We start from the raw sequence: 25,863 nt of genomic DNA, 5'->3' as shown, positions 1-25,863 counted from the left end.
GGGCGATGTCAGAGCACAACATCCGCAATTTCTCGATCAACTTCGGCCCGCAGCATCCGGCGGCGCACGGCGTGCTGCGTCTGGTGCTGGAGCTCGACGGCGAGATCGTCGAGCGCGTCGATCCGCATATCGGCCTGCTGCATCGCGGCACCGAGAAGCTGATCGAGCACAAGACCTATCTCCAGGCCGTGCCCTATTTCGACCGGCTCGACTATGTCGCGCCGATGAACCAGGAGCATGCGTACGCGCTCGCGGTCGAGAAGCTGATGGGCGTGACCGTGCCGCGCCGCGGCCAGCTCATCCGGGTCCTCTATTCCGAGATCGGCCGCATCCTCTCGCACATCCTCAACGTCACCACGCAGGCGATGGACGTCGGCGCGCTCACCCCGCCGCTGTGGGGTTTCGAGGAGCGCGAAAAGCTGATGATCTTCTACGAGCGGGCCTGCGGCGCGCGCATGCACGCGGCCTATGTCCGGCCGGGCGGCGTCCACCAGGACCTGCCGACCTCGCTCATCCACGACATCGCCGAGTGGTGCGACCCGTTCCTCAAGGTCTGCGACGACCTCGAAGGCCTGCTCACCGACAACCGCATCTTCAAGCAGCGCAATGTCGACATCGGCGTCGTCGATCTCGAAACCTGCTGGAAATGGGGCTTCTCGGGCGTGATGGTGCGCGGCTCCGGCGCGCCCTGGGACCTGCGCAAGTCGCAGCCCTACGAGTGCTACGAGGAGATGGAATTCGACATCCCCGTCGGCAAGAACGGCGACTGCTACGACCGCTACTGCATCCGCATGGAAGAGATGCGCCAGTCGGTGCGCATCATGAAGCAGTGCTGCGAGAAGCTGCTGGCTGCCGATGGCGGCGGCCCGGTCTCCTCGCTCGACGGCAAGATGGTGCCGCCCAAGCGCGGCGAGATGAAGCGCTCGATGGAAGCGCTGATCCACCACTTCAAGCTCTACACTGAGGGCTACAAGGTGCCCGAGGGCGAGGTTTATGCCGCCGTCGAGGCCCCGAAGGGCGAATTCGGCGTCTATCTCGTCTCTGACGGCACCAACAAGCCCTATCGCTGCAAGATCAAGGCGCCGGGCTTCGCCCATCTCCAGGCCATGGATTTCATGTGCCGTAAGCACATGCTCGCCGACGTCTCCGCGATCCTCGGCTCCCTCGATATCGTCTTTGGTGAGGTGGACCGCTGATGTCCGTCCGTCGTCTCGCGCCCGATCACGTTCAGCCGGCCTCCTTCGCCTTCAATGCGGCGAACGAGAACTGGGCCGACCAGCAGATCGCCAAGTACCCCGAAGGCCGGCAGGCCTCGGCCGTGATCCCGCTGCTGTGGAAGGCGCAGGAGCAGCATCATGGCTGGCTGCCGCGCGCCGCGATCGAGGCGGTTGCCCAAAAGCTTGGCATGGCGCCGATGCGGGTGCTGGAGGTCGCGACCTTCTACACCATGTTCAACCTGCAGCCGGTCGGCACGCATTTCATCCAGCTCTGCGGCACGACGCCCTGCGCCCTGCGCGGTGCCGAAGCGCTGAAGAAGGTCTGCGAGGACGTGATCGGCCCGCAATCGACCGTCACGGCCGACGGCAAGCTGTCCTGGCTCGAGGTCGAGTGCCTCGGCGCCTGCTGCAACGCCCCGATGGCGCAGATCAATTTCGATTACTACGAAGACCTCGACCCTGAGAATTTCCGCAAGCTGCTGGACGATCTGCGCCACGGCCGCCCGATCAAGCCCGGCCCGCAGGTCGACCGCTCCTGCTCGGAGCCGCTCGGCGGCGGCGACACGCTGAAGGACCCGGCCCTGTTCGACGGTTCGGTGATCGGTGCCGGCGACTGGCAGGCCCGCATCACCAGGCAGCGCGAAGAAGCTGCGATCAGGATCGCCAGCGAGAAGGCTGCGGCCGAGGCCAAGGCCAAGGCGGAGGCGGAGACTGCAGCCGCGGCGGCCAAGGCCGGCCCGACCGACGTCAAGACCGCGCCGGCTCCCGAGGCAGCCGCGCCCGGCCGCCCGCAGCCCTCCGATCCGAAGCAGCCGGCGAGCGCCGCGCAGGACACCCCGTCCGCGACGAGCAAGGCGATCAAGGACACCGCCAAGACCGAGGCTCCGAAGGCACCGGCGGCCAAGGCTGCACCCGCCACCGACCCGGCTCCCGCCGTCGCTGAATCCAAGCCCGCTCTGCTGTCCGCGGCCCGCGACGGCAAGGGCGACGATCTCGAACTGATCTGGGGCGTCGGTCCCAAGCTCGGCAAGATGCTCAACGAGATGGGCGTCTGGCACTATGACCAGATTTCTGCCTGGACCCCGGCTGAACTCGCCTGGGTCGATGCAAGGCTGACCGGTTTCAAGGGCAGGGCGGTCCGCGACGACTGGATCTCGCAGGCGAAGAAGCTCGCTACCGGCTGGCGGCCGGAGAGCAAGCTCGGCGACAAGCCGGCGAACTGAGGAGGTGGCGATGACAGAAGTCACCAACGAGCTGATCTATGAGGTCCTGAAGCGCATTCAGGGCGATACGGCCGCGTTGCGCGAGGGGCAAACGGAAATTCGCACCGAGCTGGCTGCCATGCGTGGCCATATGCTCGCGATCCAGACGGATGTCGCGAACATCTACGGCAAGCTTGCGTCCCATGATGTGCGGTTGGACCGGATCGACAACCGGCTGAATCTCATCTCGGAACCGGCGCAGTAAGGCGGACCATCCATATGCTTGCTGATCGCGACCGCATCTTCACCAATCTCTACGGCCTCCATGACCTGTCGCTGAAGGGCGCCATGCAGCGTGGCGCCTGGGACGGCACCAAGTTCCTGCTCGAGCAGGGGCGCGACTGGATCATCGACGAGATGAAGAAGTCGGGTCTGCGCGGGCGGGGCGGTGCCGGCTTCCCGACCGGCCTGAAATGGTCGTTCATGCCCAAGCAGAGCGACGGGCGCCCGCACTATCTCGTCGTCAACGCCGACGAGTCGGAGCCCGGCACCTGCAAGGACCGCGAGATCATGCGCAACGACCCGCATACGCTGGTCGAGGGCTGCCTGATCGCCTCCTTCGCCATGGGCGCACACGCCGCCTACATCTACATCCGCGGCGAATATGTCCGCGAGCGCGAGGCGCTGCAGCGTGCCGTTGACGAGGCCTATGAGGCGAACCTCATCGGCAAGAACAACAAGCACGGCTATCCCTTTGATCTCTATGTGCATCACGGCGCCGGCGCCTATATCTGCGGTGAAGAGACGGCGCTGCTGGAGAGCCTCGAAGGCAAGAAGGGCATGCCTCGGCTGAAGCCGCCTTTCCCGGCCAATGTCGGCCTCTACGGCTGCCCGACCACCGTCAACAACGTCGAGTCGATCGCGGTCGCGCCGACCATCCTGCGCCGTGGCGCGAGCTGGTTCTCATCGATCGGCACGCCGAACAATGTCGGCACCAAGCTGTTCTGCGTGTCCGGGCATGTGAACAAGCCCTGCAACGTCGAAGAGGCGATGGGCCTGACCTTCCGGGAGCTGATCGACCGCCATTGCGGCGGCATCCGCGGCGGCTGGGACAACCTTAAGGCGGTCATCCCCGGCGGCTCGTCGGTGCGCATGGTGCCGGCCGAGCAGATCATCGACACGCCGATGGATTTCGACTCCCTCTCCAAGCTGAAGTCGGGCCTCGGCACGGCGGCGGTGATCGTCATGGACAAGTCGACCGACATCATCCGCGCCATCGCCCGCATCAGCTATTTCTACAAGCATGAGAGCTGCGGCCAGTGCACGCCCTGCCGCGAGGGCACCGGCTGGATGTGGCGCGTCGTCAGCCGCATGGCGGAAGGCCGCGCCCAGAAGCGCGAGATCGACATGCTGCTCGACGTTTCCAAGCAGATCGAGGGCCACACCATCTGCGCGCTGGGCGATGCTGCCGCCTGGCCGATCCAGGGCCTGATCAACCATTTCCGTCACGAGATCGAGCAGCGCATCGACGACTATGCCGCCAACCCGCATGGCGAGCCGGTCAGGCTCATGGCGGCGGAGTAAGACCATGACCAAGCTTCTGATCGACGGCATCGAGGTCGACGTCCCGCCGGAGTACACCGTTCTCCAGGCCTGCGAGGCGGCTGGCGCCGAGGTGCCGCGCTTCTGCTTCCATGAGCGGCTCTCGATCGCCGGCAATTGCCGCATGTGCCTGGTCGAGGTGAAGGGCGGCCCGCCGAAGCCGCAGGCCTCCTGCGCCATCGGCGTGCGCGATCTGCGCCCCGGCCCGAACGGCGAGCCGCCGGTCGTCTCGACCAAGTCGCCCATGGTCAAGAAGGCGCGCGAAGGGGTGATGGAGTTCCTGCTCATCAACCACCCGCTCGACTGCCCGATCTGCGACCAGGGCGGCGAGTGCGACCTGCAGGACCAGGCCATGGCCTACGGCGTCGACACCTCGCGCTATGCCGAGAACAAGCGCGCTGTCGAGGACAAGTATATCGGCCCGCTGGTCAAGACCTCGATGACGCGCTGCATCCAGTGCACGCGCTGCGTCCGCTTCACCACCGAGGTCGCCGGCGCCTCCGACCTCGGCGCGATCGGCCGCGGCGAGGACATGGAGATCACCACCTATCTCGAGCACGCGATGAGCTCGGAGCTGCAGGGCAACGTCGTCGACCTCTGCCCGGTCGGCGCCCTGACCTCCAAGCCCTACCAGAACAAGGCCCGGCCCTGGGAGCTGACCAAGACCGAATCCATCGACGTGATGGACGCGGTCGGCTCGGCGATCCGCGTCGACTCGCGCGGCCGTGAGGTGATGCGCGTTCTGCCGCGCGTCAACGAGGCGGTGAACGAGGAGTGGATCTCCGACAAGACCCGCCACATCGCCGACGGCCTGCGGACCCAGCGGCTCGACCGGCCCTATATCCGCGAGAACGGCGCCCTGCGTCCGGCGAGCTGGACCGAGGCGCTCGCGCTGGTCGCGTCCAAGCTCAAGGCCGCCAAGCCCGAGCGGATCGGCGCCATCGCCGGGGATCTCGCCGCGGTCGAGGAGATGTATGCGCTGAAGGCGCTGATGGCCGGCCTCGGCTCGGCCAATCTCGACTGCCGCCAGGATGGGGCGAAGCTCGACCCGGCCTTCGGCCGGGCCAGCTACATCCTCAACGCCGGGATCGCCGGCATCGAGGACGCGACCTCGCTGCTGATCATCGGCTCGAACCCGCGCCGCGAGGCGCCGATCGTCAACGCCCGCATCCGCAAGCGCTGGCTGCGCGGCGATTTCAAGGTCTCGCTGATCGGCGAGGCCGTCGATCTGACCTATGCCTATGACTATCTCGGCGCTGGCGCCGAGACGCTGGCCGATCTGGTCAAGCGCGCCGGTGCTGCCGGCGAGCGGCCTATGGTGCTGGTCGGGCAGGGCGCTCTCACCCGCGGCGACGGCGCCGCGGTGCTCTCGCTCGCGGCCAAGGCGGCCGACGTCCTCGGCGCGGTCAAGGACGGCTGGAACGGTTTTGGCGTGCTGCACACCGCGGCCGCCCGCGTCGGCGGTCTCGATCTCGGCTTCGTGCCGGGCGAGGGCGGTCACGACGTCGCCGGCATGACCAGGGAGGGCGCGCTCGACGTGCTCTTCCTGCTCGGCGCCGACGAGATCGAGGTGCCGGCCGGCGCCTTCGTCGTCTACCAGGGCAGCCATGGCGACAAAGGCGCGCACCGCGCCGACGTGATCCTGCCGGGCGCGGCCTACACCGAGAAGTCCGGCACCTTCGTCAACACAGAAGGGCGGGTTCAGATGGCGGCGCGCGCCACCTTCCCGCCGGGCGATGCCAAGGAGGACTGGGCGATCCTGCGGGCGCTCTCTGCGTCGCTCGGCAAGCCGCTGCCCTTCGATTCTCTGTCGGCACTGCGCCGCGAGCTCTATGCCGCCCATCCGCATTTCGCGGCAGTCGATACGGTCGCCGACAGCGATCGCTCCGGACTGGCGAAGCTGGCTGGGCAGGGCGGCGCGACCGACAAGGCCGGCTTTACCCCGGCCATCGCCGACTTCTACACCACGAACCCGATCGCCCGCGCTTCGGCGGTGATGGCGGAATGCTCGGCGCTGGCCTCCGGCCGCATGCGCCAGGCGGCGGAGTAAGCCTCGATGAACTGGGACCTCGTCCTCGATCTCGCGATCATCGCCGGCAAGAGCCTGCTGCTCTTGGTGGCGCTGCTGGTCTTCATCGCCTTCATGCTGCTCGCCGACCGCAAGGTCTGGGCGGCGGTGCAGCTGCGTCGCGGCCCCAACGTCGTCGGCCCCTTCGGCCTGCTGCAGAGCTTCGCGGACCTGCTGAAATTCGTCTTCAAGGAGCCGATCATACCCTCGGGCTCCAACAAGGGCGTGTTCTTGCTGGCGCCGCTGGTCACCTGCCTGCTGGCGCTGGCGGCCTGGGCGGTGATCCCCGTGGCTGAAGGCTGGGCGATCGCCGACATCAATGTCGGCGTGCTCTACATCTTCGCGATATCCTCGCTCGGCGTCTACGGCATCATCATGGGCGGCTGGGCTTCGAACTCGAAGTACCCGTTCCTCAGCGCGCTGCGCTCGGCGGCACAGATGGTCTCCTACGAGGTCTCGATCGGCTTCGTGATCGTCACCGTGCTGCTCTGCGTCGGCTCGCTGAACCTCTCGGCGATCGTCGAGGCGCAGAACACCAGGGCCGGCCTGTTCGGCTGGTACTGGCTGCCGCTCTTCCCGATGTTCATCGTCTTCTTCATCTCGGCGCTGGCCGAGACGAACCGGCCGCCCTTCGATCTGGCCGAAGCGGAGTCGGAGCTCGTCGCGGGCTTCATGGTCGAATACTCCTCGACCCCTTATCTGCTGTTCATGCTCGGCGAATACGTGGCGATCATGACCATGTGCTCGCTGACCACGATCCTCTTCCTCGGGGGCTGGCTGCCGCCGTTCCCGATCGCTCCCTTCACCTGGCTGCCGGGCGTGGTCTGGTTCGTGCTGAAAGTGATGCTGGTCTTCTTCATGTTCGCGATGGTGAAGGCCTTCGTGCCGCGCTACCGCTATGACCAGCTGATGCGGCTGGGCTGGAAGGTCTTCCTGCCTCTGTCGCTGGCTTGCGTCGTGATCGTGGCGGCGGTGCTGCAGATCACCGGTTGGGGGCCCGCTCCCTGATGGCGGGTCAGGCCGGCCTGATCGGAGCCCTGATCGGCTTCGTCGTCGGCCTGATCGAGTATCGGCTCGTCACTGGACTGGTGGTCGGCGCCTTGCGCCGCACCGACAGCTCGAAGACTGAGGCCGAGAAGGACGACTACGAACGGCGCATCCGCCTGTTGAAGGCGGCGGTGCTGGTGGTTTCGGTGGGCGGTCTGCCCATCGTCGGTTACCTGATCGGCCGGACTCTGTTTGGCTGAGACGAGAGAAGGACGAGACGGATGTCACTCGCGCAAGCCGCCAAGGGACTGCTCCTCAAGGAGTTCGTCGGCGCGTTCGCCTTGTCGATGCGCTATTTCTTCAAGCCGAAGGCGACGCTGAACTACCCCTTCGAGAAGGGCGTGCTCTCGCCGCGCTTCCGGGGCGAGCACGCGCTGCGCCGCTATCCGAACGGCGAGGAACGCTGCATCGCCTGCAAGCTCTGCGAGGCGATCTGCCCGGCGCAGGCGATCACGATCGAGGCCGGCCCGCGCCGCAATGACGGCACCCGCCGCACGACGCGCTACGACATCGACATGACCAAGTGCATCTATTGCGGCTTCTGCCAGGAGGCCTGCCCGGTCGACGCCATCGTCGAGGGGCCGAATTTCGAGTTCGCCACCGAGACGCGCGAGGAGCTGTTCTACGACAAGGACAAGCTGCTCGATAACGGCGCCCGCTGGGAACGCGAGATCGCGCGCAACATCGCGATGGATGCGCCGTATCGCTGAGGACTGCGGCCCGTCGCGCGGTTGTCGCGCTGGGCGGGCCTGACTATAGACGCTCCAAACTGCGGCGGGACTCGGGCCCGCCGCTTGATGAAACGAGGGCCGCCCGCAAGGGCGGAAAGGCTGGCGAAGATGAATGCCGCAGCGGCTTTCTTCTATCTCTTCTCAGGCGTCACCATCGCCTCGGCGCTGATGGTGATTTCGGCGCGCAACCCGGTGCATTCGGTGTTGTTCCTGATCCTCGCCTTCGTCAACGCGGCGGGCCTGTTCCTGCTGCTCGGGGCCGAGTTCCTGGCGATGCTGCTGGTCGTCGTCTATGTCGGCGCGGTCGCGGTGCTCTTCCTCTTCGTGGTGATGATGCTCGACGTCGATTTCGCCGAGTTGCGCCAGGGCTTCCTGCAATACCTGCCGATCGGCGGCCTGATCGGACTGATCTTCGCGGTCGAATTGCTTCTGGTCGTCGGCGCGTGGGTGATCGACCCGCAGATCGTGCGTGCGCCCGTCGCGGCGATCCCGGCCAATGTCACCAACACCGCGGCGCTCGGCCAGGTGCTCTACACGAAATACATCTACTATTTCCAGGCGGCCGGCCTCGTGCTGCTGGTCGCGATGATCGGCGCGATCGTGCTGACCCTGCGCGACCGCAAGGGCATCAAGCGCCAGGATATCCCGACCCAGAACGCTCGCACCAAGGCTGCGGCGATGGATGTGAAGCAGGTGCCCTCGCGCGCCGGCGTTCCCGAGGAGATGGCGTGATGGTCGGGCTTGGATCTTACCTCGCGGTCGCTGCGATCCTGTTCACGCTCGGCGTGCTCGGCATCTTCATCAACCGCAAGAACGTCATCGTCATCCTGATGTCGATCGAGCTGATCCTGCTCTCGGTCAACCTCAACTTCGTCGCCTTCTCGAGCTTCCTGAACGACATTGTCGGCCAGGTCTTCGCGATGCTGGTCTTGACCGTCGCCGCTGCCGAGGCCGCGATCGGGCTCGCCATTCTCGTCGTCTACTTCCGCAACCGCGGCACGATCGCGGTGGAAGACATCAACATGATGAAAGGCTGAGCGCGGCGACGCGCCCGTAACCTGCCATGTATCAAGCGATCGTCTTCCTTCCCCTGATCGGCTTTCTGATCGCCGGCCTCTTTGGCCGGCTGATCGGCGCGCGCGCCTCGGAGATCGTCACCACCACGCTGCTGCTGATCTCAGCGGCGCTGTCCTGGGTCGCCTTCATCCAGGTCGGCTTTGGTTCCGGCACCACACGCGTCCAGGTCGCGACCTGGCTGGCCTCGGCGGACCTGCGCGTCGACTGGGCGTTCCGCATCGACACGCTGACCGCGGTCATGCTGGTCGTCGTCAACACCGTCTCCTCGCTCGTGCACCTCTACTCGATCGAGTACATGCATGAGGACCCGTCGCGGCCGCGCTTCTTCGGCTATCTGTCGTTGTTCACCTTCGCCATGCTGATGCTGGTGACGGCCGACAACCTCGTGCAGATGTTCTTCGGCTGGGAAGGCGTCGGTCTCGCCTCCTATCTGCTGATCGGCTTCTGGTACCAGAAGCCCTCGGCCAACGCCGCGGCGATCAAGGCCTTCGTCGTCAACCGCGTCGGCGATTTCGGCTTCCTGCTCGGCATCTTCCTGGTCTTCGTGCTGACCGGCTCGGTCGCCTTCGACAGCATCTTCCCGCAGATCGCCGGCCTGACGGAGCGCAGCTTCCGCTTCCTCGGCTATGACTGGAACGCGCTGACGCTGACCTGCCTGCTGCTGTTCATGGGCGCCATGGGCAAATCGGCGCAGTTCCTGCTTCACACCTGGCTGCCGGACGCGATGGAAGGCCCGACCCCGGTCTCGGCCCTCATCCATGCCGCGACCATGGTCACCGCCGGCGTCTTCATGGTGGCGCGCCTGTCGCCGATCTTCGAATACGCACCGGTCGCGCTGACTGTCGTCGTCGTCATCGGCGCCACCACCGCCTTCTTCGCCGCGACCGTCGGCCTGGTGCAGAACGACATCAAGCGCGTCATCGCCTATTCGACCTGCTCGCAGCTAGGCTACATGTTCGTGGCGATGGGCGTCGGCGCCTACTCGGCCGGCATCTTCCACCTGTTCACCCACGCCTTCTTCAAGGCGCTGCTGTTCCTGGGCGCCGGCTCGGTCATCCATGCGATGCACCATGAGCAGGACATGCGGAACATGGGCGGCCTCAGGAAGCACATCCCGCTGACTGCTGCGGCCATGACGATCGGCACGCTGGCGCTGACCGGCTTCCCGCTCTTCGCCGGTTACTTCTCCAAGGATGCGATCATCGAGAGCGCTTACGCCTCGGTGGCGCATGGCGGCTTCGCCAGTTCCTATGCCTTCGTGCTGCTGGTCGTCGCCGCGCTGATGACCTCGTTCTACTCTTGGCGGCTCTACTTCATGACCTTCGAGGGCGCCCCGCGCTGGGGCGGCCACGGCCATGCCGCTCACGGCCACGACGATCACGCGCACGGCCATGGGCATGACGACCATGCCCACGCCGCGCATGCTCACAACGATCACGGCCATGGCCATGGTCACGACCACACGCCGCATGAGAGCCCGCTCGTCATGCTGATCCCGCTCGCCGTGCTCTCGCTCGGTGCTCTCCTGGCCGGCTACGCCTTCAAGGAGGCGTTCATCGGCCACGACTACGAGCATTTCTGGAAGACGGCGCTGTTCACCGGCAAGGACAACCACATCCTCCATGCCATGCACGAAGTGCCGAAATGGGTGGTCTGGTCGCCCTTCGTCGCGATGCTGATCGGCTTCCTGCTCGCGCTCTACATGTACGTGCTGCGCCCGGACGTCCCCGGCAAGCTCGCCGCCGCCAATCCGGTTCTCTACAAGTTCCTGCTCAACAAGTGGTACTTCGACGAGATCTACGACTTCCTGTTCGTACGTCCGGCGATGTGGCTCGGCCGTTTCCTCTGGAAGAAGGGCGACGGCGCCGTCATCGACGGCCTCGGCCCGGACGGGGTCTCGGCCCGTGTCGTCGACGTGACCAACCGGGTCGTGCGGCTGCAGACCGGCTATGTCTATCACTATGCCTTCGCCATGCTGATCGGCGTCGCCGGGCTGGTGACCTGGTACCTCATGGCCCGCGGGTGAGATGATGTTCGGCTTCGGTATCCTCACCGGTCTTCTTGTCCTGCCGCTGGTCGGCGCCGCCTTCATCCTGGCGCAGCGCGGCGACGAGGCTTCCGTCAACTCCAACGCCCGCTGGGCGGCGCTGATCGCGACGGTCGCGACCTTCATCCTGGCGCTGGTCGCCTGGGGGCGCTTCGACTCCGCCAATCCCGGCTTCCAGATGGTCGAGAGCCATGTCTGGGTCTCGGACATCATCAAGTTCAAGCTCGGCGTCGACGGCTTCTCCTTCCCCTTCGTGGTCCTGACCGCCTTCCTGATGCCGTTCTGCATCCTGGCGTCCTGGACCTCGGTCGAGAAGCGGGTGCGCGAATACATGGTCGCGTTCCTGATCCTCGAGACGCTGATGATCGGCGTCTTCGTCGCGCTCGACCTTGTGCTGTTCTACCTGCTGTTCGAGGCGGGCCTGATCCCGATGTTCCTGATCATCGGCATCTGGGGCGGCAAGCGCCGGGTCTACGCCTCCTACAAGTTCTTCCTCTACACGCTGCTCGGCTCGGTCCTGATGCTGCTCGCCATCATGGCGATGTACTGGAACGCCGGCACGACCGACATTCCGACGCTGCTGGCCCACAAGTTCCCGGTCCAGATGCAGCCCTGGCTCTGGCTCGCCTTCTTCGCCTCCTTCGCGGTGAAGATGCCGATGTGGCCGGTCCACACCTGGCTGCCCGACGCGCACGTCGAGGCGCCGACGGCCGGCTCGGTCATCCTGGCGGCGATCTTGCTGAAAATGGGCGGCTACGGTTTCATCCGCTTCTCGATCCCGATGTTCCCGGACGCCTCGGCGATGTTCGCGCCGCTGGTCTTCGCGCTCTCCGTCATCGCCATCATCTACACCTCGCTGGTGGCGCTGATGCAGGAGGACATCAAGAAGCTGATCGCCTACTCCTCGGTGGCGCATATGGGCTTCGTCACCATGGGCCTGTTCACCCTGACGCCGCAGGGTATCCAGGGCGCGATGTTCCAGATGGTCAGCCACGGCCTGGTCTCGGGCGCGCTCTTCCTCTGCGTCGGCGTGATCTACGACCGCATGCACACCCGCGAGATCGCGGCCTATGGCGGCCTGGTGAATCGCATGCCGCTCTATGCGGTGGTGTTCATGATCTTCACCATGGCCAATGTCGGCCTGCCCGGCACCGCCGGCTTTGTCGGCGAGTTCCTGACGCTGATGGGCGCCTTCAAGGCCAATCCCTGGGTGGCGTTCCTGGCGACCACCGGCGTGATCCTGTCGGCGGGCTATGCGCTCTGGCTCTATCGGCGCGTCGTCTTCGGCGAGCTCACCAAGCCCGAGCTCAAGGACATCACCGACCTCAACGCCCGCGAGATCGCGATCTTCGTGCCGCTCGTCCTGCTGACGATCTGGTACGGCATTGCGCCCGGCACGATCCTCGACGCCTTCGCGGCGCCGACCGAAGCCCTCATCAAGAACTATCAGGCCGCCATCACCGCCGCAAAGACGGCGATGCTGGCAGTCCAGTAAGGCTGCTCCGATGACCACCTTGCCCGCTTTCGGTCCGGCGCTCCCGGAAATCGTCATGGCACTGGGCGCCATCGCCATGGTGCTCTACGGCGCGATCCAGGGCGAGCGCTCGACGCGCACGCTCGAGATCGCGGCGCTTGCGCTTTTCGCGCTGGCGCTGGTGCTCGTCCTGCGCGGCGAGGGCAAGGTCGTTACCTTCAACGGCGCCTTCATCGCCGATGGCTTCGGCCGCTTCATGAAGGTGCTGACGCTGATCGGCGCCGCGGCCGCGATCGTGCTCTCGGCCGATTTCCTGCGTCGCGACGGCGCCATGCGCTTCGAATTCCCGATCCTCGTCGTCCTCGCCACCATCGGCATGATGATGATGATCTCGGCCAGCGACCTGATCGGGCTTTACGTTGGCTTGGAATTGCAATCGCTCGCGCTCTATGTCGTCGCCGCCTTCGATCGCGACAATCCGCGCTCGACCGAGGCTGGCCTGAAGTATTTCGTCCTCGGCGCGCTCTCCTCGGGCATGCTGCTCTATGGCTCGTCGATGGTCTACGGCTTCACCGGCACGGTGAGCTATGCCGGCATCGCCGAAGCGGTGAAGGGCGGCCATCCCGGCATCGGCCTGATCATCGGCCTCGTCTTCGTCGCCGCCGGCGTCGCCTTCAAGATCTCGGCCGTGCCGTTCCATATGTGGACGCCGGATGTCTATGAGGGCGCCCCGACCCCGGTCGCCGCCTTCTTCGCTTCGGCGCCCAAGATGGCGGCGATGGCGATGACCGTGCGCATCTTCGTCGGCGCTTTCCCGGGCGCGCTGCACGACTGGCAGCAGATCATCGTCTTCATGGCGATCGCCTCGATGGCGCTCGGCGCCTTCGCCGCGATCGGCCAGACCAACATCAAGCGACTGCTCGCCTATTCCTCGATCGCGAACATGGGTTACGCGCTCGTCGGCCTCGCCGCCGGCACGCCGGCCGGCGTCCAGGGCGTGATGACCTATATGGCGATCTATCTCGCCACCACGCTCGCCGCCTTCGCCTGCGTCCTGATGATGAACCGCAATGGCAAGCCGGTCGAGGATATCGGCGAGCTCGCCGGTCTGTCCCGCACGAATGGCTGGATGGCCTTCGCGATGTCGATGATGATGTTCTCGCTCGCCGGAATCCCGCCGCTCGCCGGCTTCTGGGCGAAGTGGTACGTCTTCCTCGCCGCGATCGAGGCCAAGCTCTATGTGCTCGCCGTGGTCGGCGTGATCACCAGCGTCGTCGGCGCCTACTACTATCTGCGCATCGTCAAGGTGATCTATTTCGACGACGCCAAGCCGGCCTTCGACAAGGGCGACGCCGGCGTGCGCGGCGTCTTGCTGATCTCGGCGCTGTTCGTGCTGGTGCTGTCCTTCCTGCCGGCGCCGCTGTTCGACTCCGCTGCCGCGGCGGCGAAGTCGCTGTTCTGAGCGCCTAAGTGCTCGGCGAAGGCGCTCGCGCCGCCGGCTATCGCCTGATCGTCCGCGACGAGGTCTCCTCCACCATGGAGGAGGCGCGCCATGCGCTGCGCGAGGGCGATCCTGGACGACTCTGGATTGTCGCGAAAAGCCAGAATGCCGGGCGCGGCCGGCATGGCCGGCATTGGGGTTCGCCGCCCGGCAATCTCTATGCCAGCCTGCTGCTGGTTACTCCCTGCGAGCCGGCGCTGGCGCCGCAGCTCGGCTTCGTTGCGGGCCTTGCCTTGCACGATGCGGCTGCAGCCGTGACCGGCCTGTCCCATCCGGCGCTTGCCCTGAAATGGCCGAACGACCTGCTGATCGGCGGGGCCAAGACCTCGGGCCTGTTGCTCGAGGGCGAGAGCCGGGCAGGGCGCTTCAACGTGGTCATCGGCATCGGCGTCAACGTGGCCTCTGCACCGGAGGGCACGCCTTACCCCGCCGCCCACCTTTTGGCGCATGCAGCGGACGTGACTGTAGAACGTCTGCTGGCAGCCCTGTCGGATGCCTGGCACCAGCGCTTCTCGGCCTGGTCGCTGCCGGGCGGTTTCGGCCCGACCCGCGCCGCCTGGCTGGAGCGCGCCGCCTATCTCGGCGAGACCATCACCATGCGCCTGCCGGAGGGGCCGGTCTCGGGCCGCTTCCTCGGCCTCGACGCCTCCGGGCGGCTCGAACTCGAAACCGAAGCCGGCCGGCGGCTGATCGATGCCGGCGATCTCTATTTCGGCTCGATGCCCACTTCTGGCACACCGGCAGGTTGAGGTAACGCTTCCGCCTGCTCCTGCCGCTATGGAGGCGCGCCAGAGAGCATGCTAGGCCTGCCGCCGGCCGCTTCGCCAGCTTCAGCATAGAATGTCAGGATTGCCAGTGACCCGTTCCAGCGACCAGCTCGTCTTCGTTCCGCTCGGTGGCCTCGGTGAGATCGGCATGAATGCCGCGCTCTACGGCTTCGGGCCGGAAAAGAAGCGCAAATGGATCCTGGTCGATTGCGGGCTCTCCTTCGCCGGGCCGGAGGCGCCGGGCGTCGACATCGTCCTGCCCGACCTCAGCTACATCATCCAGGATCGGGCCAACCTGCTCGGCATCGTCATCACCCACGCCCATGAGGACCATATCGGTGCGCTCGCCGCGCTCTGGCCCTCACTGCGCGTGCCGGTCTGGTGCACGCGCTTCGCCGCCGGCCTGCTGGCGACGCGGCGCCTCTCCGAGCCGGGCGCGCCCAAGGTCGAGATGAACATCGTCGCCCAGGGCGGGCGCTTCACGCTCGGCCCGTTCGACATCGAATTCGTGCCGGTCGCGCATTCGATCCCGGAATCGAACGCGCTCGCGATCCGCACCCCGGCCGGCCTCGTCGTCCATACCGGCGACTGGAAGATCGACCCGACGCCGCGCGTCGGCCTGCCGACTGACGAGGCCCGCCTGCGCCAGCTTGGCGAGGAGGGCGTGCTGGCGCTGGTCTGCGACTCCACCAACGTCCTGCGTGACGGCATCAGCCCGAGCGAGGCCGATGTCGCGGCGAAGCTGAAGGAACTGGTCGCCTCTGCCCCGAACCGCGTCGCCGTCACCACCTTCGCCTCGAATGTGGCGCGTCTGCGCGCCGTCGCCGAGGCTGCGATGGCCAATCAGCGCGAGGTCGTCGTTGTCGGCCGCGCCATGGACCGCGTCATCGACGTCGCCCGCGAATGCGGCTTCCTCGACGGCATTCCCGCTTTCCGCGGGGTCGAGACCTATGGCTACCTGCCGCGCGACCGGGTCGTGGCACTCGTGACCGGCAGCCAGGGTGAGCCGCGCGCCGCGCTCTCGCGGATTGCTGCCGACGACCATCCGGAGATCGCGCTCTCGCCGGGCGACCGGGTAATCTTCTCCTCGCGCACCATCCCCGGCAATGAGAAGGCCGTCGGCGCCATCCTCAATCGGCTGGCGCGCGACAATATCGAGATCATCACCGACCGCACCCATCTCGTGCACGTCTCCGGCCACCCGCGGCGCGAGGAACTGGCGCGGCTCTATGGCTGGCTGAAGCCGAAGATCGCGATTCCCGCCCATGGCGAGGATCAGCACCTGACCGAGCACGCCACCTTCGCCCGCAGCCTCGGCGTCAAGCATGTGCTGCGCGCGGGCAATGGCGATGTCGTTGTGATCGCCGAGGACGGGGCCCGCAAGCTCACCGAGGTCCAGCATGGCCGACTCTATCAGGATGGTGAGCTTCTGATCGGCGCGCTCGACCGCACCATCCCCGAGCGCCGCAAGCTGTCCTTCGCCGGCGTCATCTCGATCGCGGTGGCCCTGGATGAGAAGGGCGAACTTGCCGGCGATCCGGAGGTCGCACTGATCGGCCTGCCGCTTGCCGCCAAGGACGGCACGCCCTTCGACGATATCGTCGCCGACGCTGTCGAGGACCTGATCGAGGGCCTGCCCAAGGGCAAGCGCCGCGATCCCGAGGCCGTGCGCAGCGCGCTCGAGCGCGGCGTGCGCGCTGCGGTCAACGAGGAGTGGGGCAAGAAGCCGCTGGTGAACGCACTGGTGATCACGGTGTAGAAGAGCTTTGTATTGAATTGCGGCGTCATCCCGGGCGACCGCAGGGAGACCCGGGATCCATTCCGGAGCATATCCGATAGAGGTTCAGGAATGGATCCCGGATCGGCGCCGCTATCGCGGCTTGTCCGGGATGACGCTTCGTTTGAAGTCACGATGATGCGCCAGGGAAGAACTCAATGATCGGACGCCTCAACCACGTCGCCATCGCCGTGAAGGACCTCGCCGCCTCGACCGCGCTCTACCGCGACACGCTCGGCGCCCGCGTCTCGCAGCCGCTGCCGCAGCCGGAGCATGGCGTCACCGTCGTGTTCGTGGAACTGCCGAACACCAAGGTCGAGCTGCTGGAGCCGATGGGCGCGGATTCGCCGATCGCCAAGTTCCTCGAGCGCAATCCCGACGGCGGCATCCACCACATCTGCTACGAGGTCGACGACATCCTCGCGGCGCGCGACCGGTTGAAAGCGCAGGGCGCGCGCGTGCTCGGTTCGGGCGAGCCGCGCATCGGCGCCCATGGCAAGCCTGTGCTCTTCCTGCACCCCAAGGATTTCTGCGGCACGCTCGTCGAGCTGGAGCAGGCCTGAGCCATGATCTCCGAGATCGCCTTCTTCGGCGAGCCGGAACCCGGCTCACCGCGCCCCTTCAGCCTGGCGACGCGGGCCGGCGGCCTCGTCTTCGTCTCCGGCCAGTCGGCGCCCCATGAGCCTGCGAAGGGTATCGTGCGGGGGGAGACGCCGGCCGAGCAGGTGCGGCAGGCGCTGGCGCATGTCGCCGCCATCCTGGCCGAGGCCGGCAGCAGCCTTGAGCGCGTCGTGCAGATGACGATGCTGATCACCGATCCCGGCGACTATGCCGCCTGCAATGCTGAATATGTGAAGCATTTCCCGAATGGCTTGCCGGCTCGGCACACGGCGCGCTTCGGCGTGCCGACCGACGCCAAGGTCGCGTTCGCGTGCATTGCCCTGGCTGACGAGGACAGGCCGTCATGACGATCGGCGGCGGGCTCGCGGTCTATTTCGTGATCTGGTGGACGGTGCTGTTCGTGACGCTGCCTTTCGGCGTGCGCAGCCAGGCGGAGAGTGGTGAGGTCCAGAAGGGCACGGATCCGGGTGCGCCTGTCCTGCCGGGCTTGGCCAAGAAGGCGGTCGCGACCTCGATCATAGCTGGCATTGTCTTCTGCATCGTCTGGTATATCTGGACGCAGCTCGATGCCTGAACAGTGTTCAGTAGTGTTTAGTGTATAGACCAAAACAAAAGGCAAGGCTTGCGCCCTGCCTTTGGAAGTCTGTTTTTTACCGCAGTATCGGCGCACCATTATTCCCGCGCACTCATATACTGAACGGCTGTTTGTTCCTCCCGAGACCTGGTCCGCGGCGCCCTGAAAACGGTCGGGCGTGCCCAGCGCCAGAGTGATTAGCCCATCGCAATAATGTTGTCACCTGTTTAGGCAGCCCGAGATCGATTTTTTTGCAAAATTATTCCAATTTGCTCTTGTGCAGTGCAACATTGTTCGCTCGGCGCGATTCCTCGCCTTGTTCCAGTCATAGGATGTCGCTACCTCGCAACGTCAGATGCGCCGGGCCGTTCCGGCGGTCAGGAGAGGTTTTTCGATGCTTCGCACCACGCTCGCCGCCCTGGCGCTTACCGCTTCGCTCGGCCTGGCCCAGTCTCAAGCCAACGCCCAGGCGCCGGCACCGGCCAATCTCGATCCGCAGAACACCCTGGCGCTCGACACCAAGGACGGGCGCGTCACCATCCGCCTGCGGCCGGACCTGGCACCCAAGCATGTCGAGCAGATCAAGGCCCTGACCAAGCGTGGCTTCTATGACGGCATCGTCTTCCATCGCGTCATCGATGGCTTCATGGCCCAGACCGGCGATCCGAAGGGAGACGGCACCGGCGGTTCCGACCTGCCGAACATCCCGGCCGAGTTCACCCCGACGCCCTATAAGGTCGGCTCGGTCGGCATGGCCCGTTCGCAGAGCCCGAACTCGGCCAATTCGCAGTTCTTCATCTGCTTCGAGGGTTGCGGCTCGCTGACCGGCCAGTACACCCTGTTCGGCGAGGTCGTCTCCGGCATGGACGCCGTGCGCAAGATCAAGAAGGGCAGCAGCGCCAATAACGGCGCGGTGAGCGGCCCCGACAAGATCATCCGTATGCGTCTGCTGGCGGACGCCAAGTAGTCCGATGCGCGGCTCGCGCGTGCTTGTGCTCATGCTTCTGCTGCTGGCCTGCGCCAGCGGCCCGGTACAGGCGCAGGACACGCGCGATCTTGGCCTGCCCCCTGCGTCGGGCTTCCAGAACCCTGTCCTGCCGCCGCCGTCCGGCTCGCAGAACCCGGTGCTGCCTCCGCAATCGGGCCAGCGCTACATGCCGGGTATCGGCGGCCCCTTCGGCGAGGGCGCGCGCCGCCCGGTGGCACCGTCGCCGACGCCCGGCGTCGATCGCGGCGTCATCGGCACCGTCAATCCCGAGACGATCGGAATTGGCGAAGAGACTGTCGACCGGCTCGATCAGATCGGCCCGGCGCTGCGACGCTGCTGGAAGCCGCCGGCGCTCGATGCCCAGAGCGGCGGCGCCAGCGCCAGTGTCCGCTTCAGCCTGCGCCGCGACGGCACGCTCTTCGGCCAGCCGCGCGTCACCTGGGAGATGCGGCGGGCGCCGACCGGCCTGCGCGAGCGTTTCAGCGACTCCCTCATGAGGGCCGTGCGCGATTGCACGCCGATGAGGTTGTCGCTGGGGCTTGGAGGGAGTATCGCAGGCCGCCCGATTACAATCCGCTTCTTCGGCCGTGTGCCGACCAACGAAAGATCAGTCTGATGTCGCTCGATCCCGAGAACACCCTCGTCATGGAGACCACCAAGGGCCGCGTGGTGATCAAGCTGCGGCCGGACCTCGCCCCCAACCATGTCGAGCGCATCAAGCTGCTCGCGCGCGAGGGCTTCTATGACGGCATCGTCTTCCACCGCGTCATCGACGGCTTCATGGCGCAGGTCGGCTGCCCGCACGGCACCGGCACCGGCGGCTCGAGCTATCCGGACCTCGCCCAGGAGTTCAACGCCGAGCCGCATGTCCGCGGCGTCTGCTCAATGGCGCGCGCCCAGAACCCGAACTCGGCCAACAGCCAGTTCTTCATCGTCTTCGACGATGCCCGCTTCCTCGACAAGCAGTACACCGCCTGGGGCCAGGTCGTGGAGGGCATGGAGAACGTCGACAGGATCAAGCGCGGCGAGCCGGTGCGCGATCCCGACTCCATCGTCTCGATGAAGGTGATGGCGGACGCCTGAGGCGTTCCCACACGTTGCGAACAACGTCATCCCGGGTCGACTTCGTCGGCCCGGGATGATTTTTCAGGATCGGTCCATGGACGTCGGTCTCTTCGATTTCGATCTGCCCGAAGAACGCATCGCGCTGCGGCCGGTAACTCCGCGGGATGCGGCCAGGCTGCTCGTCGTACGCCCCGGCTCGCCTGAGCCTCTTGCGGATCGCGGCGTTCGTGATCTCGTCGAGCTGCTGCAGCCGGGCGATGCGCTGGTGTTGAACGACACCCGCGTCATCCCATCCCGCCTCTGGGGGAGGCGCACTCGCGGCGAGGCTTCGGCCCGCATCGAGATCATGCTGCACAAGCGCGAAGCGGATGATCGCTGGCGCGCCTTCGCCCGTCCGGCCAAGAAGCTCAATGTCGGCGAGACGATCGTCTTCGACAGCGACGGCGCCGGCAATGCCTGCGAACTCGCCCGGCTTCAGGCCGAAGTCGAGGACAAGGGGGAGGGCGGCGATATCGGCCTGCGCTTCTCGCTGACGGGTCCCTATCTCGACGAGGCGATCGCACGGCTCGGCGAGTTGCCACTGCCGCCTTACATTGCCGGCAAGCGCGCGACCGACCAGGCCGATGCCCACGACTACCAGACCACCTATGCGCGCGAGGAAGGCGCCGTCGCCGCGCCGACCGCCGGCCTGCACTTCACACCGGAGCTATTCGATGCGCTGAGGACGCGCGGCGTCTCCAGCCATTTTGTCACCCTGCATGTCGGCGCCGGCACCTTCCTGCCGGTCAAGGCCGAGGACACCGACGAGCATCGCATGCACGCCGAATGGGGCACGGTCGGCGCCGCGACGGCCGACGCGCTCAATGCGGTTCACGCCGCCGGCGGCCGCATCGTCGCGGTCGGCACGACCTCGCTGCGCCTGCTCGAAAGTGCGACCGGCGAGGATGGCGTCGTCAAGCCGTTTTCGGGCGATACGGCGATCTTCATTACGCCGGGCTATCGCTTCCGCGCCGTCGACCTGCTGATGACCAATTTTCACCTGCCGCGCTCGACGCTGTTCATGCTCGTCAGCGCCTTCAGCGGGCTCGATGTGATGAAGCGCGCCTATGCCCACGCCATCGCCGAGGGCTATCGCTTCTATTCCTATGGCGATGGCAGCCTGCTGTTCCGGGCCGACGCCTCGGCCTGAGCCTTACTTCGCCGGTAGCGGCGGCACGCCCTTTTGCCACTCGCCCCAATTGCCGACGATGTGATCGACGACACGCGAGCCGACCGCCTCGACATTGGCCACGGTCTCGGCAAAGCCGCCGGCTGTCTGGCCGGGTGCCGGGTCGAGATGCTGCTGCGTCGTCTCGTTCGGATTGCCCTGGTCGAAGTTGACCGCGCCGCGCAGGCTCAGGATCCGGTCGGTGCCGAACTGGCGCTTGATCACCAGCGTGATTGCCGCGGCCTCCATCTCGGTGATGACATAGTCGTCGGCGCCATAGAGCTTCGCCATGTACTGCGCCTCCTTCGACAGGCCCGGGCCGTGGAAGAAAGTGTCGCCGGTCATGTGCGTGCCGGTCTGGACGGAGGGCGCCGCCCGTGCCTTCTCGTCCGGATAGCGCTGGCGATACTGCTTCGCCGACTCCGAATCCTGCAGGTTGACCCCGGCGCTCAGCCGCGTCGCCCAGCCGACCAGCGTCGGGTTGAGCTTGAAGACCCGGTACTCCTCATAGCCCTTGCGCGGGATGAATACCGGCTCGCCCGGCTTGCCTTCCTCCGGCGCCCAGCGATGGCCGAGATCGTAGTCGACCAGCCAGGTGCCCCAGGAGACGTCGCCGATCGTGCCGCGCGAAGGCGGCGTGCCGGCAACGCCGGTGATGACGAAATAGGCTTGCGAGAAGTCGTATTCGGGATCGAGCAGGATCGCCTGCATCGAGGAGGATGAGTTGACCTTGCCCATGCCGAGCACCGCGCCGCAGACACCGTCGTCATTGCAATAGGCCGGCTTCAGCGCGCCGCGCACCTCGTGCGGCTGGCTCTTCTGCCAGTAGCGCTCATACCAGTGCTGGAACTCGCCAGCCCGGTCGCCGGTATTGGCGCCGATCTCGAACATCGAGGCGACGAAGACCTTGACCTTGATCGGTGCCGCTTCTGCCGCACCGCCATTGCCGAGCGGGGCGAGGCTGAGAAGGGCTGCTCCGAGCCTGCTGGCGATCCGGTTCATGGCGCTCTCCTTGCCGCAGCGTGATGGTGGACGCTGAAGCAAGGTGCCTGCCACGAACGGTGCGATCAAGCGTGGGCTTCGGGCGGCGCGCTCATCGGGATCGGCTTGATCACGTCGATCAGCACGCCGCTCGGATCGGCTGTGATGAAGTGGCGCTGGCCGAACCATTCATCGCGCAGCTCCTGCAGGATCGGCAGACCGGCTGCCGTCAGCCTGGCATATTCGGCGTCGACGTCTTCGACCTCGAAGTTCAGGATCAAACCGCTGACGCGGCCGCGGCCGGGGAGGGGGATGGTGTCGTGGCTCCCGTCCAGCACCGCCAGCGTCACCCGCTCGTCGACGGTCGACTGCAGATGGACATACCAGTCCGCCTCGAACTGGGCCTCGAAGCCGAAATGAGCAATGTAGAAGGCGGCGGTCTCGGCGACCTTGTCGGTCATGATCACCGGGTAATAACTGCTGACTTTCATGGGCTTGCCTGCCTTTCATCAAAAACATACAATCTGCATGTTTATGTGAATTAACATACAGGCTGCACGTATGCAAGAAGCTGGACGCCGGTCCAACAAGGATCGCTCCGACACCACGCGCGCCGCGCTGATTGCGGCGGGGCGCAAGCTCTTCGTCAGCCGGGGCTATGCCGAGACCGGCACGCCGGAACTTGTCGCCGAGGCGGGGGTGACGCGCGGTGCGCTCTACCATCACTTCGCCGACAAGCGGGCGCTGTTCCGGGCCGTGGTCGAGGTGGAATCGGCGGCGGTCGCGCGGGAGATCGAGAGCGCGGCCCGGCCCGGCCTGGCGCCGCTGAAAGCGCTCAGCAAGGGCGGCGCGGCCTTCCTGGAGGCGATGCGGGAACCGGGCCGAACCCAGCTTCTGCTGATCGATGCCGTGGCGGTGCTCGGCCGCGAGGAGCTCGACGCGATCGATGCGCGCCATGGCGGGCGGACGCTTCGCGAAGGGCTCGCAGCGGCGATACAAGCTGGTGCATTGCCGAAGTTGCCGCTGGCGGCGACAGCCCAGTTGCTCGGCGCGGCCTATGACCGCGCTGCTCTTGCAATCGCGGCCGGAGCTGAGCCGGGCGAATGGCACAAGCTCATCGATGCTGTGGTGGCTGGCCTGGCTACGCCGGGCGCGCCGTCACGATAGGCTTGCCCTGACGGCTCCGTGTGGCCGTTCCGGCTCGCATTCCGCCGGCAAAGATGCTACCCGGCATGCCGCAGCTTTTCAGCTTTGCGCGAATTCTGTCGGTTTGGCCGATTTTGGTCGAGCGGATGGCGCGTGAAGATCAATTCGAGGCGTCATGTCCGACATTTTCCGCGAGATCGACGAGGAGGTTCGCCGCGACAAGGCGAGCGCCATCCTCAAGAAATATGGCAATGTCTTCATCGCCATCGCCGTGCTGGCGGTGGCGGGCGTTGCCGGCTGGCAGTTCTGGCAGCAGCAGGAGCGCAAGAAGGCCGAGGCCGTTGGCGCCAGGTTCGAGGAGGCGGTACGCGCCTCGCGCGACAACAACGCCAGCGCCGCCGAAACGACGCTGACCGAGCTCGCCGCCAATGCGCCGGCCGGCTACCGGCTGCTCTCGCGCTTCCGCCTCGCTTCCGAGGTCGGCAAGCGTGATGCGGCTGCCGGCGCGACCGCTTTCGACGCCCTCGCCAACGACACCACGCTCGACCAGTATTATCGCGATCTCGCCCGCCTGCGTGCCGGCATGCTGCGCGTCGACCTCGTGCCTTTCGCCGAGCTGCGCAAGGAGCTCGAGCCGCTGGCGACGCCCACCGGGCTGTGGCGCCATTCGGCCCGCGAATTCCTCGGCATTGCCGCGCTGAAGGCCAACCTGTTCGAGGATGCCGGACGCTGGTTCGACGCCGTGGTTGCCGATCCGCAATCACCGCAGGTGCTGCGCCAGCGCGTCGAGCTCTATCTCACGCTGGTGCGCGGCGGCCCTGTCACCATCAAGAACTGACATCGGGCGCCGCCGTCACAGGTGGCCGCCCTCCAGGCTTGGGCCTCTTCCGGACAGTGGAGCCACTTTCCGGACGAAGCCCGATGCTGCATTAAAGACGGATCATGAGCGCCATCATCGCCATCGTCGGCCGACCCAATGTCGGCAAGTCGACCCTGTTCAACCGGCTCGTCGGCAAGAAGCTCGCGCTCGTCGACGATCAGCCTGGCGTCACGCGCGATCGCCGCGAGGGCGACGCCAGCCTCGGCCATCTGCGCTTCACGGTGATCGATACCGCCGGCCTCGAAGAGGCCGACAAGGATTCGCTCGCTGGCCGCATGCGCGCCCAGACCGAAACCGCGATCGACCAGGCCGACGTCATCCTGTTCATGATCGATGCCCGCCTCGGCCTGACGCCGATGGACCAGCCTTTCGCCGAGCTGGTGCGCCGCTCCGGCAAGCCCGTCATCCTGCTCGCCAACAAGGCCGAGGGGAACAAGGGCAAGGATGGCGTGATGGAGGCCTTTGCGCTCGGGCTCGGTGATCCCGTGCCGTTCTCGGCCGAACATGGCGAGGGCACCTCCGACCTGCTGGAGGCGCTGGCGCCTTACGTCGACGACGAGCCGGAGGAGGACGAGGAGGAGGCCTGGGCCGACGTGCCCGCCGATGCCCCGTCTGATGAGGACATCGATCCGAACCGGCCGCTGCGCGTCACCATCATCGGCCGGCCCAATGCCGGCAAGTCGACGCTGGTCAACCGGATGATCGGCGAGGAGCGCCTGTTGACCGGCCCCGAGGCCGGCATCACCCGCGACACCATCTCGGTCGAATGGGAATGGCGCGGACGGCCGGTCAAGCTGTTCGACACCGCCGGAATGCGCAAGCGCGCCCGCATCGACGAGAAGCTCGAAAAGCTCGCCGTCGCGGATTCGCTGCGGGCCATCCGCTTCGCCGAGGTAGTGGTCGTCCTGCTCGATGCCACCATCCCCTTCGAGAAGCAGGACCTGACCCTGGCCGACCTGAGCGAGCGCGAAGGCCGCGCCGTCGTCATCGGCCTGAACAAATGGGACCTGGTCGCCGATAAGCAGGGCCTGCTCGCCGAGCTCAAGGAGAAGGCGCATCATTTGCTGGCGCAGATCCGCGGCGTCGAGATCGTGCCGCTCTCCGGCATCGCCGGCGAGGGCATCGACCGGCTGATGCAGGCGGTGTTCCGCTCCTATGAGGTCTGGAACCGTCGCGTCTCGACCGCGAAGATCAATCGCTGGCTCGAAGGCGTGCTCTCGGCCCATCCGCCGCCGGCTGTCGCCGGCCGGCGCATCAAGATCCGCTATATGACGCAGGCCAAGGCGCGCCCGCCGACATTCGCGCTGTTCGGCAACCAGCTCGACCATCTGCCCGTGTCCTATACGCGCTACCTGGTCAACAACCTGCGCGAGGCCTTCGAACTGCCCGGCACGCCGATCAGGCTTCACACCCGCGGCGGCGCCAACCCCTACGACAAGAGCAAGGGCTGATGCTGGAGACCGTCAGCGCGCTCTTCCTGCGCGCCGACGGGCGGGTGCTGCTTGGGCTGCGCGCCTCGTGGAAACGCGCCTGGGCCGATCACTGGGACGCGATCGGCGGCAGGGTCGAGGCGGGCGAAGCGCTGGATGCCGCGCTCATCCGAGAATGCAAGGAGGAGGTCGGGCTGGTCCCGCAGACCTACCGGCTGATGCTCTCCGCCGAAGAGCGCTTTCCGGAGCGCAACGGCGCAGCGCTGCACCACATCTATGTCGTTTCCGGCTGGGACGGCGACGAGGCCGAGAACCTCTCCGACGAGCATGTCCGCATCGGCTGGTTCTCGCTCGACGAGATGGCGGCGTTGCCGAACCTGACGGTGCCCGACCTGATCGCGGTGGTACGGGAGTATGCGGCGACGTGAAGAGGCGCGTCATGCTCGGGCTCGACACGAGCA

General features: G+C 66.3%; 28 protein-coding genes. 26 read left to right on the top strand and 2 right to left on the bottom strand.

The window, feature by feature from the left end; translation table 11 throughout:
- Nucleotides 1–5: 5 nt before the first annotated feature.
- The 22 genes from V7S63_RS02540 (at nt 6) to queA (ending at nt 20,947) form a co-directional block, all read left to right on the top strand.
- Nucleotides 6–1,196: an NADH-quinone oxidoreductase subunit D gene (locus V7S63_RS02540; RefSeq protein ID WP_091829454.1), complete on the top strand. Its 1,191-nt coding sequence runs from the start codon at nt 6–8 to the stop codon at nt 1,194–1,196.
- Nucleotides 1,196–2,440 (top strand): NADH-quinone oxidoreductase subunit NuoE, encoded by a 1,245-nt coding sequence (nuoE, locus tag V7S63_RS02535; protein WP_336529101.1) that lies wholly within the window; start codon nt 1,196–1,198, stop codon nt 2,438–2,440. The genes V7S63_RS02540 and nuoE overlap by 1 nt, the downstream gene beginning before the upstream one ends.
- A 10-nt stretch (nt 2,441–2,450) precedes the next feature.
- The gene (locus V7S63_RS02530; protein WP_336529100.1) at nt 2,451–2,684 is read left to right on the top strand and encodes a hypothetical protein; all 234 of its coding nucleotides are present in this window, start codon (nt 2,451–2,453) and stop codon (nt 2,682–2,684) included.
- A gap of 14 nt (nt 2,685–2,698) precedes the next feature.
- Nucleotides 2,699–4,003 carry an NADH-quinone oxidoreductase subunit NuoF gene (gene nuoF / locus V7S63_RS02525; RefSeq protein ID WP_336529099.1) on the top strand — a complete coding sequence of 435 codons (1,305 nt, stop codon included), beginning with the start codon at nt 2,699–2,701 and terminating at the stop codon, nt 4,001–4,003.
- A gap of 4 nt (nt 4,004–4,007) precedes the next feature.
- On the top strand, nt 4,008–6,071 hold the full coding sequence (gene nuoG / locus V7S63_RS02520; RefSeq protein WP_336529098.1) for an NADH-quinone oxidoreductase subunit NuoG: 2,064 nt from the start codon (nt 4,008–4,010) through the stop codon (nt 6,069–6,071).
- Between the two features lie 6 nt (nt 6,072–6,077).
- Nucleotides 6,078–7,097, top strand: coding sequence for an NADH-quinone oxidoreductase subunit NuoH (gene nuoH / locus V7S63_RS02515; protein ID WP_091829447.1), 1,020 nt, complete (start codon nt 6,078–6,080; stop codon nt 7,095–7,097).
- Nucleotides 7,097–7,336: a hypothetical protein gene (locus tag V7S63_RS02510; protein WP_091829444.1), complete on the top strand. Its 240-nt coding sequence runs from the start codon at nt 7,097–7,099 to the stop codon at nt 7,334–7,336. The genes nuoH and V7S63_RS02510 overlap by 1 nt, the downstream gene beginning before the upstream one ends.
- Before the next feature lie 21 nt (nt 7,337–7,357).
- A complete protein-coding gene (nuoI, locus tag V7S63_RS02505; protein WP_057192642.1) occupies nt 7,358–7,846 on the top strand; it encodes an NADH-quinone oxidoreductase subunit NuoI in 489 nt (162 codons plus the stop codon).
- Nucleotides 7,847–7,975: 129 nt separating this feature from the next.
- Nucleotides 7,976–8,599, top strand: a complete 624-nt coding sequence (locus V7S63_RS02500; protein ID WP_091829442.1) for an NADH-quinone oxidoreductase subunit J — start codon at nt 7,976–7,978, stop codon at nt 8,597–8,599.
- On the top strand, nt 8,596–8,904 hold the full coding sequence (gene nuoK / locus V7S63_RS02495; RefSeq protein ID WP_091829440.1) for an NADH-quinone oxidoreductase subunit NuoK: 309 nt from the start codon (nt 8,596–8,598) through the stop codon (nt 8,902–8,904). Before V7S63_RS02500 ends, nuoK begins: the two co-directional genes overlap by 4 nt.
- Before the next feature lie 26 nt (nt 8,905–8,930).
- Nucleotides 8,931–10,970 (top strand): NADH-quinone oxidoreductase subunit L, encoded by a 2,040-nt coding sequence (nuoL, locus tag V7S63_RS02490; protein WP_336529097.1) that lies wholly within the window; start codon nt 8,931–8,933, stop codon nt 10,968–10,970.
- A gap of 4 nt (nt 10,971–10,974) precedes the next feature.
- The gene (locus tag V7S63_RS02485; protein ID WP_336529652.1) at nt 10,975–12,486 is read left to right on the top strand and encodes an NADH-quinone oxidoreductase subunit M; all 1,512 of its coding nucleotides are present in this window, start codon (nt 10,975–10,977) and stop codon (nt 12,484–12,486) included.
- A gap of 10 nt (nt 12,487–12,496) precedes the next feature.
- The gene (nuoN, locus tag V7S63_RS02480) at nt 12,497–13,927 is read left to right on the top strand and encodes an NADH-quinone oxidoreductase subunit NuoN (RefSeq protein ID WP_100960106.1); all 1,431 of its coding nucleotides are present in this window, start codon (nt 12,497–12,499) and stop codon (nt 13,925–13,927) included.
- 8 nt (nt 13,928–13,935) lie between these two features.
- Nucleotides 13,936–14,715: a biotin--[acetyl-CoA-carboxylase] ligase gene (locus V7S63_RS02475; RefSeq protein WP_336529096.1), complete on the top strand. Its 780-nt coding sequence runs from the start codon at nt 13,936–13,938 to the stop codon at nt 14,713–14,715.
- 106 nt (nt 14,716–14,821) lie between these two features.
- Nucleotides 14,822–16,492, top strand: coding sequence for a ribonuclease J (locus V7S63_RS02470; RefSeq protein ID WP_336529095.1), 1,671 nt, complete (start codon nt 14,822–14,824; stop codon nt 16,490–16,492).
- Between the two features lie 176 nt (nt 16,493–16,668).
- Nucleotides 16,669–17,073, top strand: coding sequence for a methylmalonyl-CoA epimerase (gene mce / locus V7S63_RS02465; protein ID WP_091829432.1), 405 nt, complete (start codon nt 16,669–16,671; stop codon nt 17,071–17,073).
- Between the two features lie 3 nt (nt 17,074–17,076).
- Nucleotides 17,077–17,478 carry a RidA family protein gene (locus tag V7S63_RS02460; protein WP_336529094.1) on the top strand — a complete coding sequence of 134 codons (402 nt, stop codon included), beginning with the start codon at nt 17,077–17,079 and terminating at the stop codon, nt 17,476–17,478.
- A complete protein-coding gene (locus V7S63_RS02455; protein ID WP_336529093.1) occupies nt 17,475–17,705 on the top strand; it encodes a DUF1467 family protein in 231 nt (76 codons plus the stop codon). The genes V7S63_RS02460 and V7S63_RS02455 overlap by 4 nt, the downstream gene beginning before the upstream one ends.
- 394 nt (nt 17,706–18,099) lie before the next feature.
- The gene (locus tag V7S63_RS02450) at nt 18,100–18,672 is read left to right on the top strand and encodes a peptidylprolyl isomerase (RefSeq protein WP_091829422.1); all 573 of its coding nucleotides are present in this window, start codon (nt 18,100–18,102) and stop codon (nt 18,670–18,672) included.
- Between the two features lie 31 nt (nt 18,673–18,703).
- Nucleotides 18,704–19,309, top strand: a complete 606-nt coding sequence (locus V7S63_RS02445; RefSeq protein WP_336529092.1) for a hypothetical protein — start codon at nt 18,704–18,706, stop codon at nt 19,307–19,309.
- Entirely contained in the window at nt 19,309–19,776 is a 468-nt protein-coding gene (locus V7S63_RS02440; protein WP_091829418.1) for a peptidylprolyl isomerase, read from the top strand. Before V7S63_RS02445 ends, V7S63_RS02440 begins: the two co-directional genes overlap by 1 nt.
- Nucleotides 19,777–19,852: 76 nt before the next feature.
- Nucleotides 19,853–20,947 (top strand): tRNA preQ1(34) S-adenosylmethionine ribosyltransferase-isomerase QueA, encoded by a 1,095-nt coding sequence (gene queA / locus V7S63_RS02435; RefSeq protein ID WP_336529091.1) that lies wholly within the window; start codon nt 19,853–19,855, stop codon nt 20,945–20,947.
- Nucleotides 20,948–20,950: 3 nt separating this feature from the next.
- Here queA and V7S63_RS02430 read toward each other — a convergent pair whose 3' ends face one another.
- The gene (locus V7S63_RS02430; protein ID WP_336529090.1) at nt 20,951–21,967 is read right to left on the bottom strand and encodes a purine-nucleoside phosphorylase; all 1,017 of its coding nucleotides are present in this window, start codon (nt 21,965–21,967) and stop codon (nt 20,951–20,953) included.
- A 65-nt stretch (nt 21,968–22,032) separates the two neighbouring features.
- Complete coding sequence (locus tag V7S63_RS02425) at nt 22,033–22,437, bottom strand: VOC family protein (protein ID WP_100960123.1); 405 nt, start codon at nt 22,435–22,437, stop codon at nt 22,033–22,035.
- A 70-nt stretch (nt 22,438–22,507) separates the two neighbouring features.
- Between V7S63_RS02425 and V7S63_RS02420 the strand changes: the two genes are divergently transcribed.
- The 4 genes from V7S63_RS02420 to V7S63_RS02405 all read left to right on the top strand — a co-directional run bounded on the left by V7S63_RS02420 (nt 22,508) and on the right by V7S63_RS02405 (nt 25,830).
- Entirely contained in the window at nt 22,508–23,113 is a 606-nt protein-coding gene (locus tag V7S63_RS02420) for a TetR/AcrR family transcriptional regulator (RefSeq protein WP_336529089.1), read from the top strand.
- Between the two features lie 154 nt (nt 23,114–23,267).
- Complete coding sequence (locus V7S63_RS02415; RefSeq protein ID WP_336529088.1) at nt 23,268–23,930, top strand: tetratricopeptide repeat protein; 663 nt, start codon at nt 23,268–23,270, stop codon at nt 23,928–23,930.
- Between the two features lie 104 nt (nt 23,931–24,034).
- Nucleotides 24,035–25,423 carry a ribosome biogenesis GTPase Der gene (gene der / locus V7S63_RS02410; protein ID WP_100960129.1) on the top strand — a complete coding sequence of 463 codons (1,389 nt, stop codon included), beginning with the start codon at nt 24,035–24,037 and terminating at the stop codon, nt 25,421–25,423.
- Nucleotides 25,423–25,830: an NUDIX hydrolase gene (locus V7S63_RS02405; protein WP_091829403.1), complete on the top strand. Its 408-nt coding sequence runs from the start codon at nt 25,423–25,425 to the stop codon at nt 25,828–25,830. The genes der and V7S63_RS02405 overlap by 1 nt, the downstream gene beginning before the upstream one ends.
- Nucleotides 25,831–25,863 lie beyond the last annotated feature (33 nt).

Source organism: Allobosea sp. CCNWLY174 (assembly GCF_037120455.1).
Taxonomy (GTDB): Bacteria; Pseudomonadota; Alphaproteobacteria; order Rhizobiales; family Beijerinckiaceae; genus Allobosea; species Allobosea lupini.
Note: the sequence above shows the minus strand (reverse complement) of the source record. Positions and strands in the feature narration are given on the sequence as shown.

Excerpts from the sequence above, each read along its gene's own strand:
- nuoI (WP_057192642.1), top strand. The coding sequence starts at position 7,358 with ATGTCACTCGCGCAAGCCGCCAAGGGACTGCTCCTCAAGGAGTTCGTC.
- nuoL (WP_336529097.1), top strand. The coding sequence starts at position 8,931 with ATGTATCAAGCGATCGTCTTCCTTCCCCTGATCGGCTTTCTGATCGCC.
- V7S63_RS02455 (WP_336529093.1), top strand. The coding sequence starts at position 17,475 with ATGACGATCGGCGGCGGGCTCGCGGTCTATTTCGTGATCTGGTGGACG.
- V7S63_RS02430 (WP_336529090.1), bottom strand. The coding sequence starts at position 21,967 with ATGAACCGGATCGCCAGCAGGCTCGGAGCAGCCCTTCTCAGCCTCGCC.
- nuoH (WP_091829447.1), top strand. The coding sequence starts at position 6,078 with ATGAACTGGGACCTCGTCCTCGATCTCGCGATCATCGCCGGCAAGAGC.
- V7S63_RS02405 (WP_091829403.1), top strand. The coding sequence starts at position 25,423 with ATGCTGGAGACCGTCAGCGCGCTCTTCCTGCGCGCCGACGGGCGGGTG.
- V7S63_RS02500 (WP_091829442.1), top strand. The coding sequence starts at position 7,976 with ATGAATGCCGCAGCGGCTTTCTTCTATCTCTTCTCAGGCGTCACCATC.
- V7S63_RS02510 (WP_091829444.1), top strand. The coding sequence starts at position 7,097 with ATGGCGGGTCAGGCCGGCCTGATCGGAGCCCTGATCGGCTTCGTCGTC.
- V7S63_RS02425 (WP_100960123.1), bottom strand. The coding sequence starts at position 22,437 with ATGAAAGTCAGCAGTTATTACCCGGTGATCATGACCGACAAGGTCGCC.
- V7S63_RS02450 (WP_091829422.1), top strand. The coding sequence starts at position 18,100 with ATGCTTCGCACCACGCTCGCCGCCCTGGCGCTTACCGCTTCGCTCGGC.
- V7S63_RS02440 (WP_091829418.1), top strand. The coding sequence starts at position 19,309 with ATGTCGCTCGATCCCGAGAACACCCTCGTCATGGAGACCACCAAGGGC.
- mce (WP_091829432.1), top strand. The coding sequence starts at position 16,669 with ATGATCGGACGCCTCAACCACGTCGCCATCGCCGTGAAGGACCTCGCC.
- nuoN (WP_100960106.1), top strand. The coding sequence starts at position 12,497 with ATGACCACCTTGCCCGCTTTCGGTCCGGCGCTCCCGGAAATCGTCATG.
- V7S63_RS02540 (WP_091829454.1), top strand. The coding sequence starts at position 6 with ATGTCAGAGCACAACATCCGCAATTTCTCGATCAACTTCGGCCCGCAG.
- nuoE (WP_336529101.1), top strand. The coding sequence starts at position 1,196 with ATGTCCGTCCGTCGTCTCGCGCCCGATCACGTTCAGCCGGCCTCCTTC.
- der (WP_100960129.1), top strand. The coding sequence starts at position 24,035 with ATGAGCGCCATCATCGCCATCGTCGGCCGACCCAATGTCGGCAAGTCG.
- V7S63_RS02530 (WP_336529100.1), top strand. The coding sequence starts at position 2,451 with ATGACAGAAGTCACCAACGAGCTGATCTATGAGGTCCTGAAGCGCATT.
- nuoG (WP_336529098.1), top strand. The coding sequence starts at position 4,008 with ATGACCAAGCTTCTGATCGACGGCATCGAGGTCGACGTCCCGCCGGAG.
- queA (WP_336529091.1), top strand. The coding sequence starts at position 19,853 with ATGGACGTCGGTCTCTTCGATTTCGATCTGCCCGAAGAACGCATCGCG.
- V7S63_RS02415 (WP_336529088.1), top strand. The coding sequence starts at position 23,268 with ATGTCCGACATTTTCCGCGAGATCGACGAGGAGGTTCGCCGCGACAAG.
- nuoF (WP_336529099.1), top strand. The coding sequence starts at position 2,699 with ATGCTTGCTGATCGCGACCGCATCTTCACCAATCTCTACGGCCTCCAT.
- V7S63_RS02460 (WP_336529094.1), top strand. The coding sequence starts at position 17,077 with ATGATCTCCGAGATCGCCTTCTTCGGCGAGCCGGAACCCGGCTCACCG.
- V7S63_RS02485 (WP_336529652.1), top strand. The coding sequence starts at position 10,975 with ATGTTCGGCTTCGGTATCCTCACCGGTCTTCTTGTCCTGCCGCTGGTC.
- V7S63_RS02445 (WP_336529092.1), top strand. The coding sequence starts at position 18,704 with ATGCTTCTGCTGCTGGCCTGCGCCAGCGGCCCGGTACAGGCGCAGGAC.
- V7S63_RS02420 (WP_336529089.1), top strand. The coding sequence starts at position 22,508 with ATGCAAGAAGCTGGACGCCGGTCCAACAAGGATCGCTCCGACACCACG.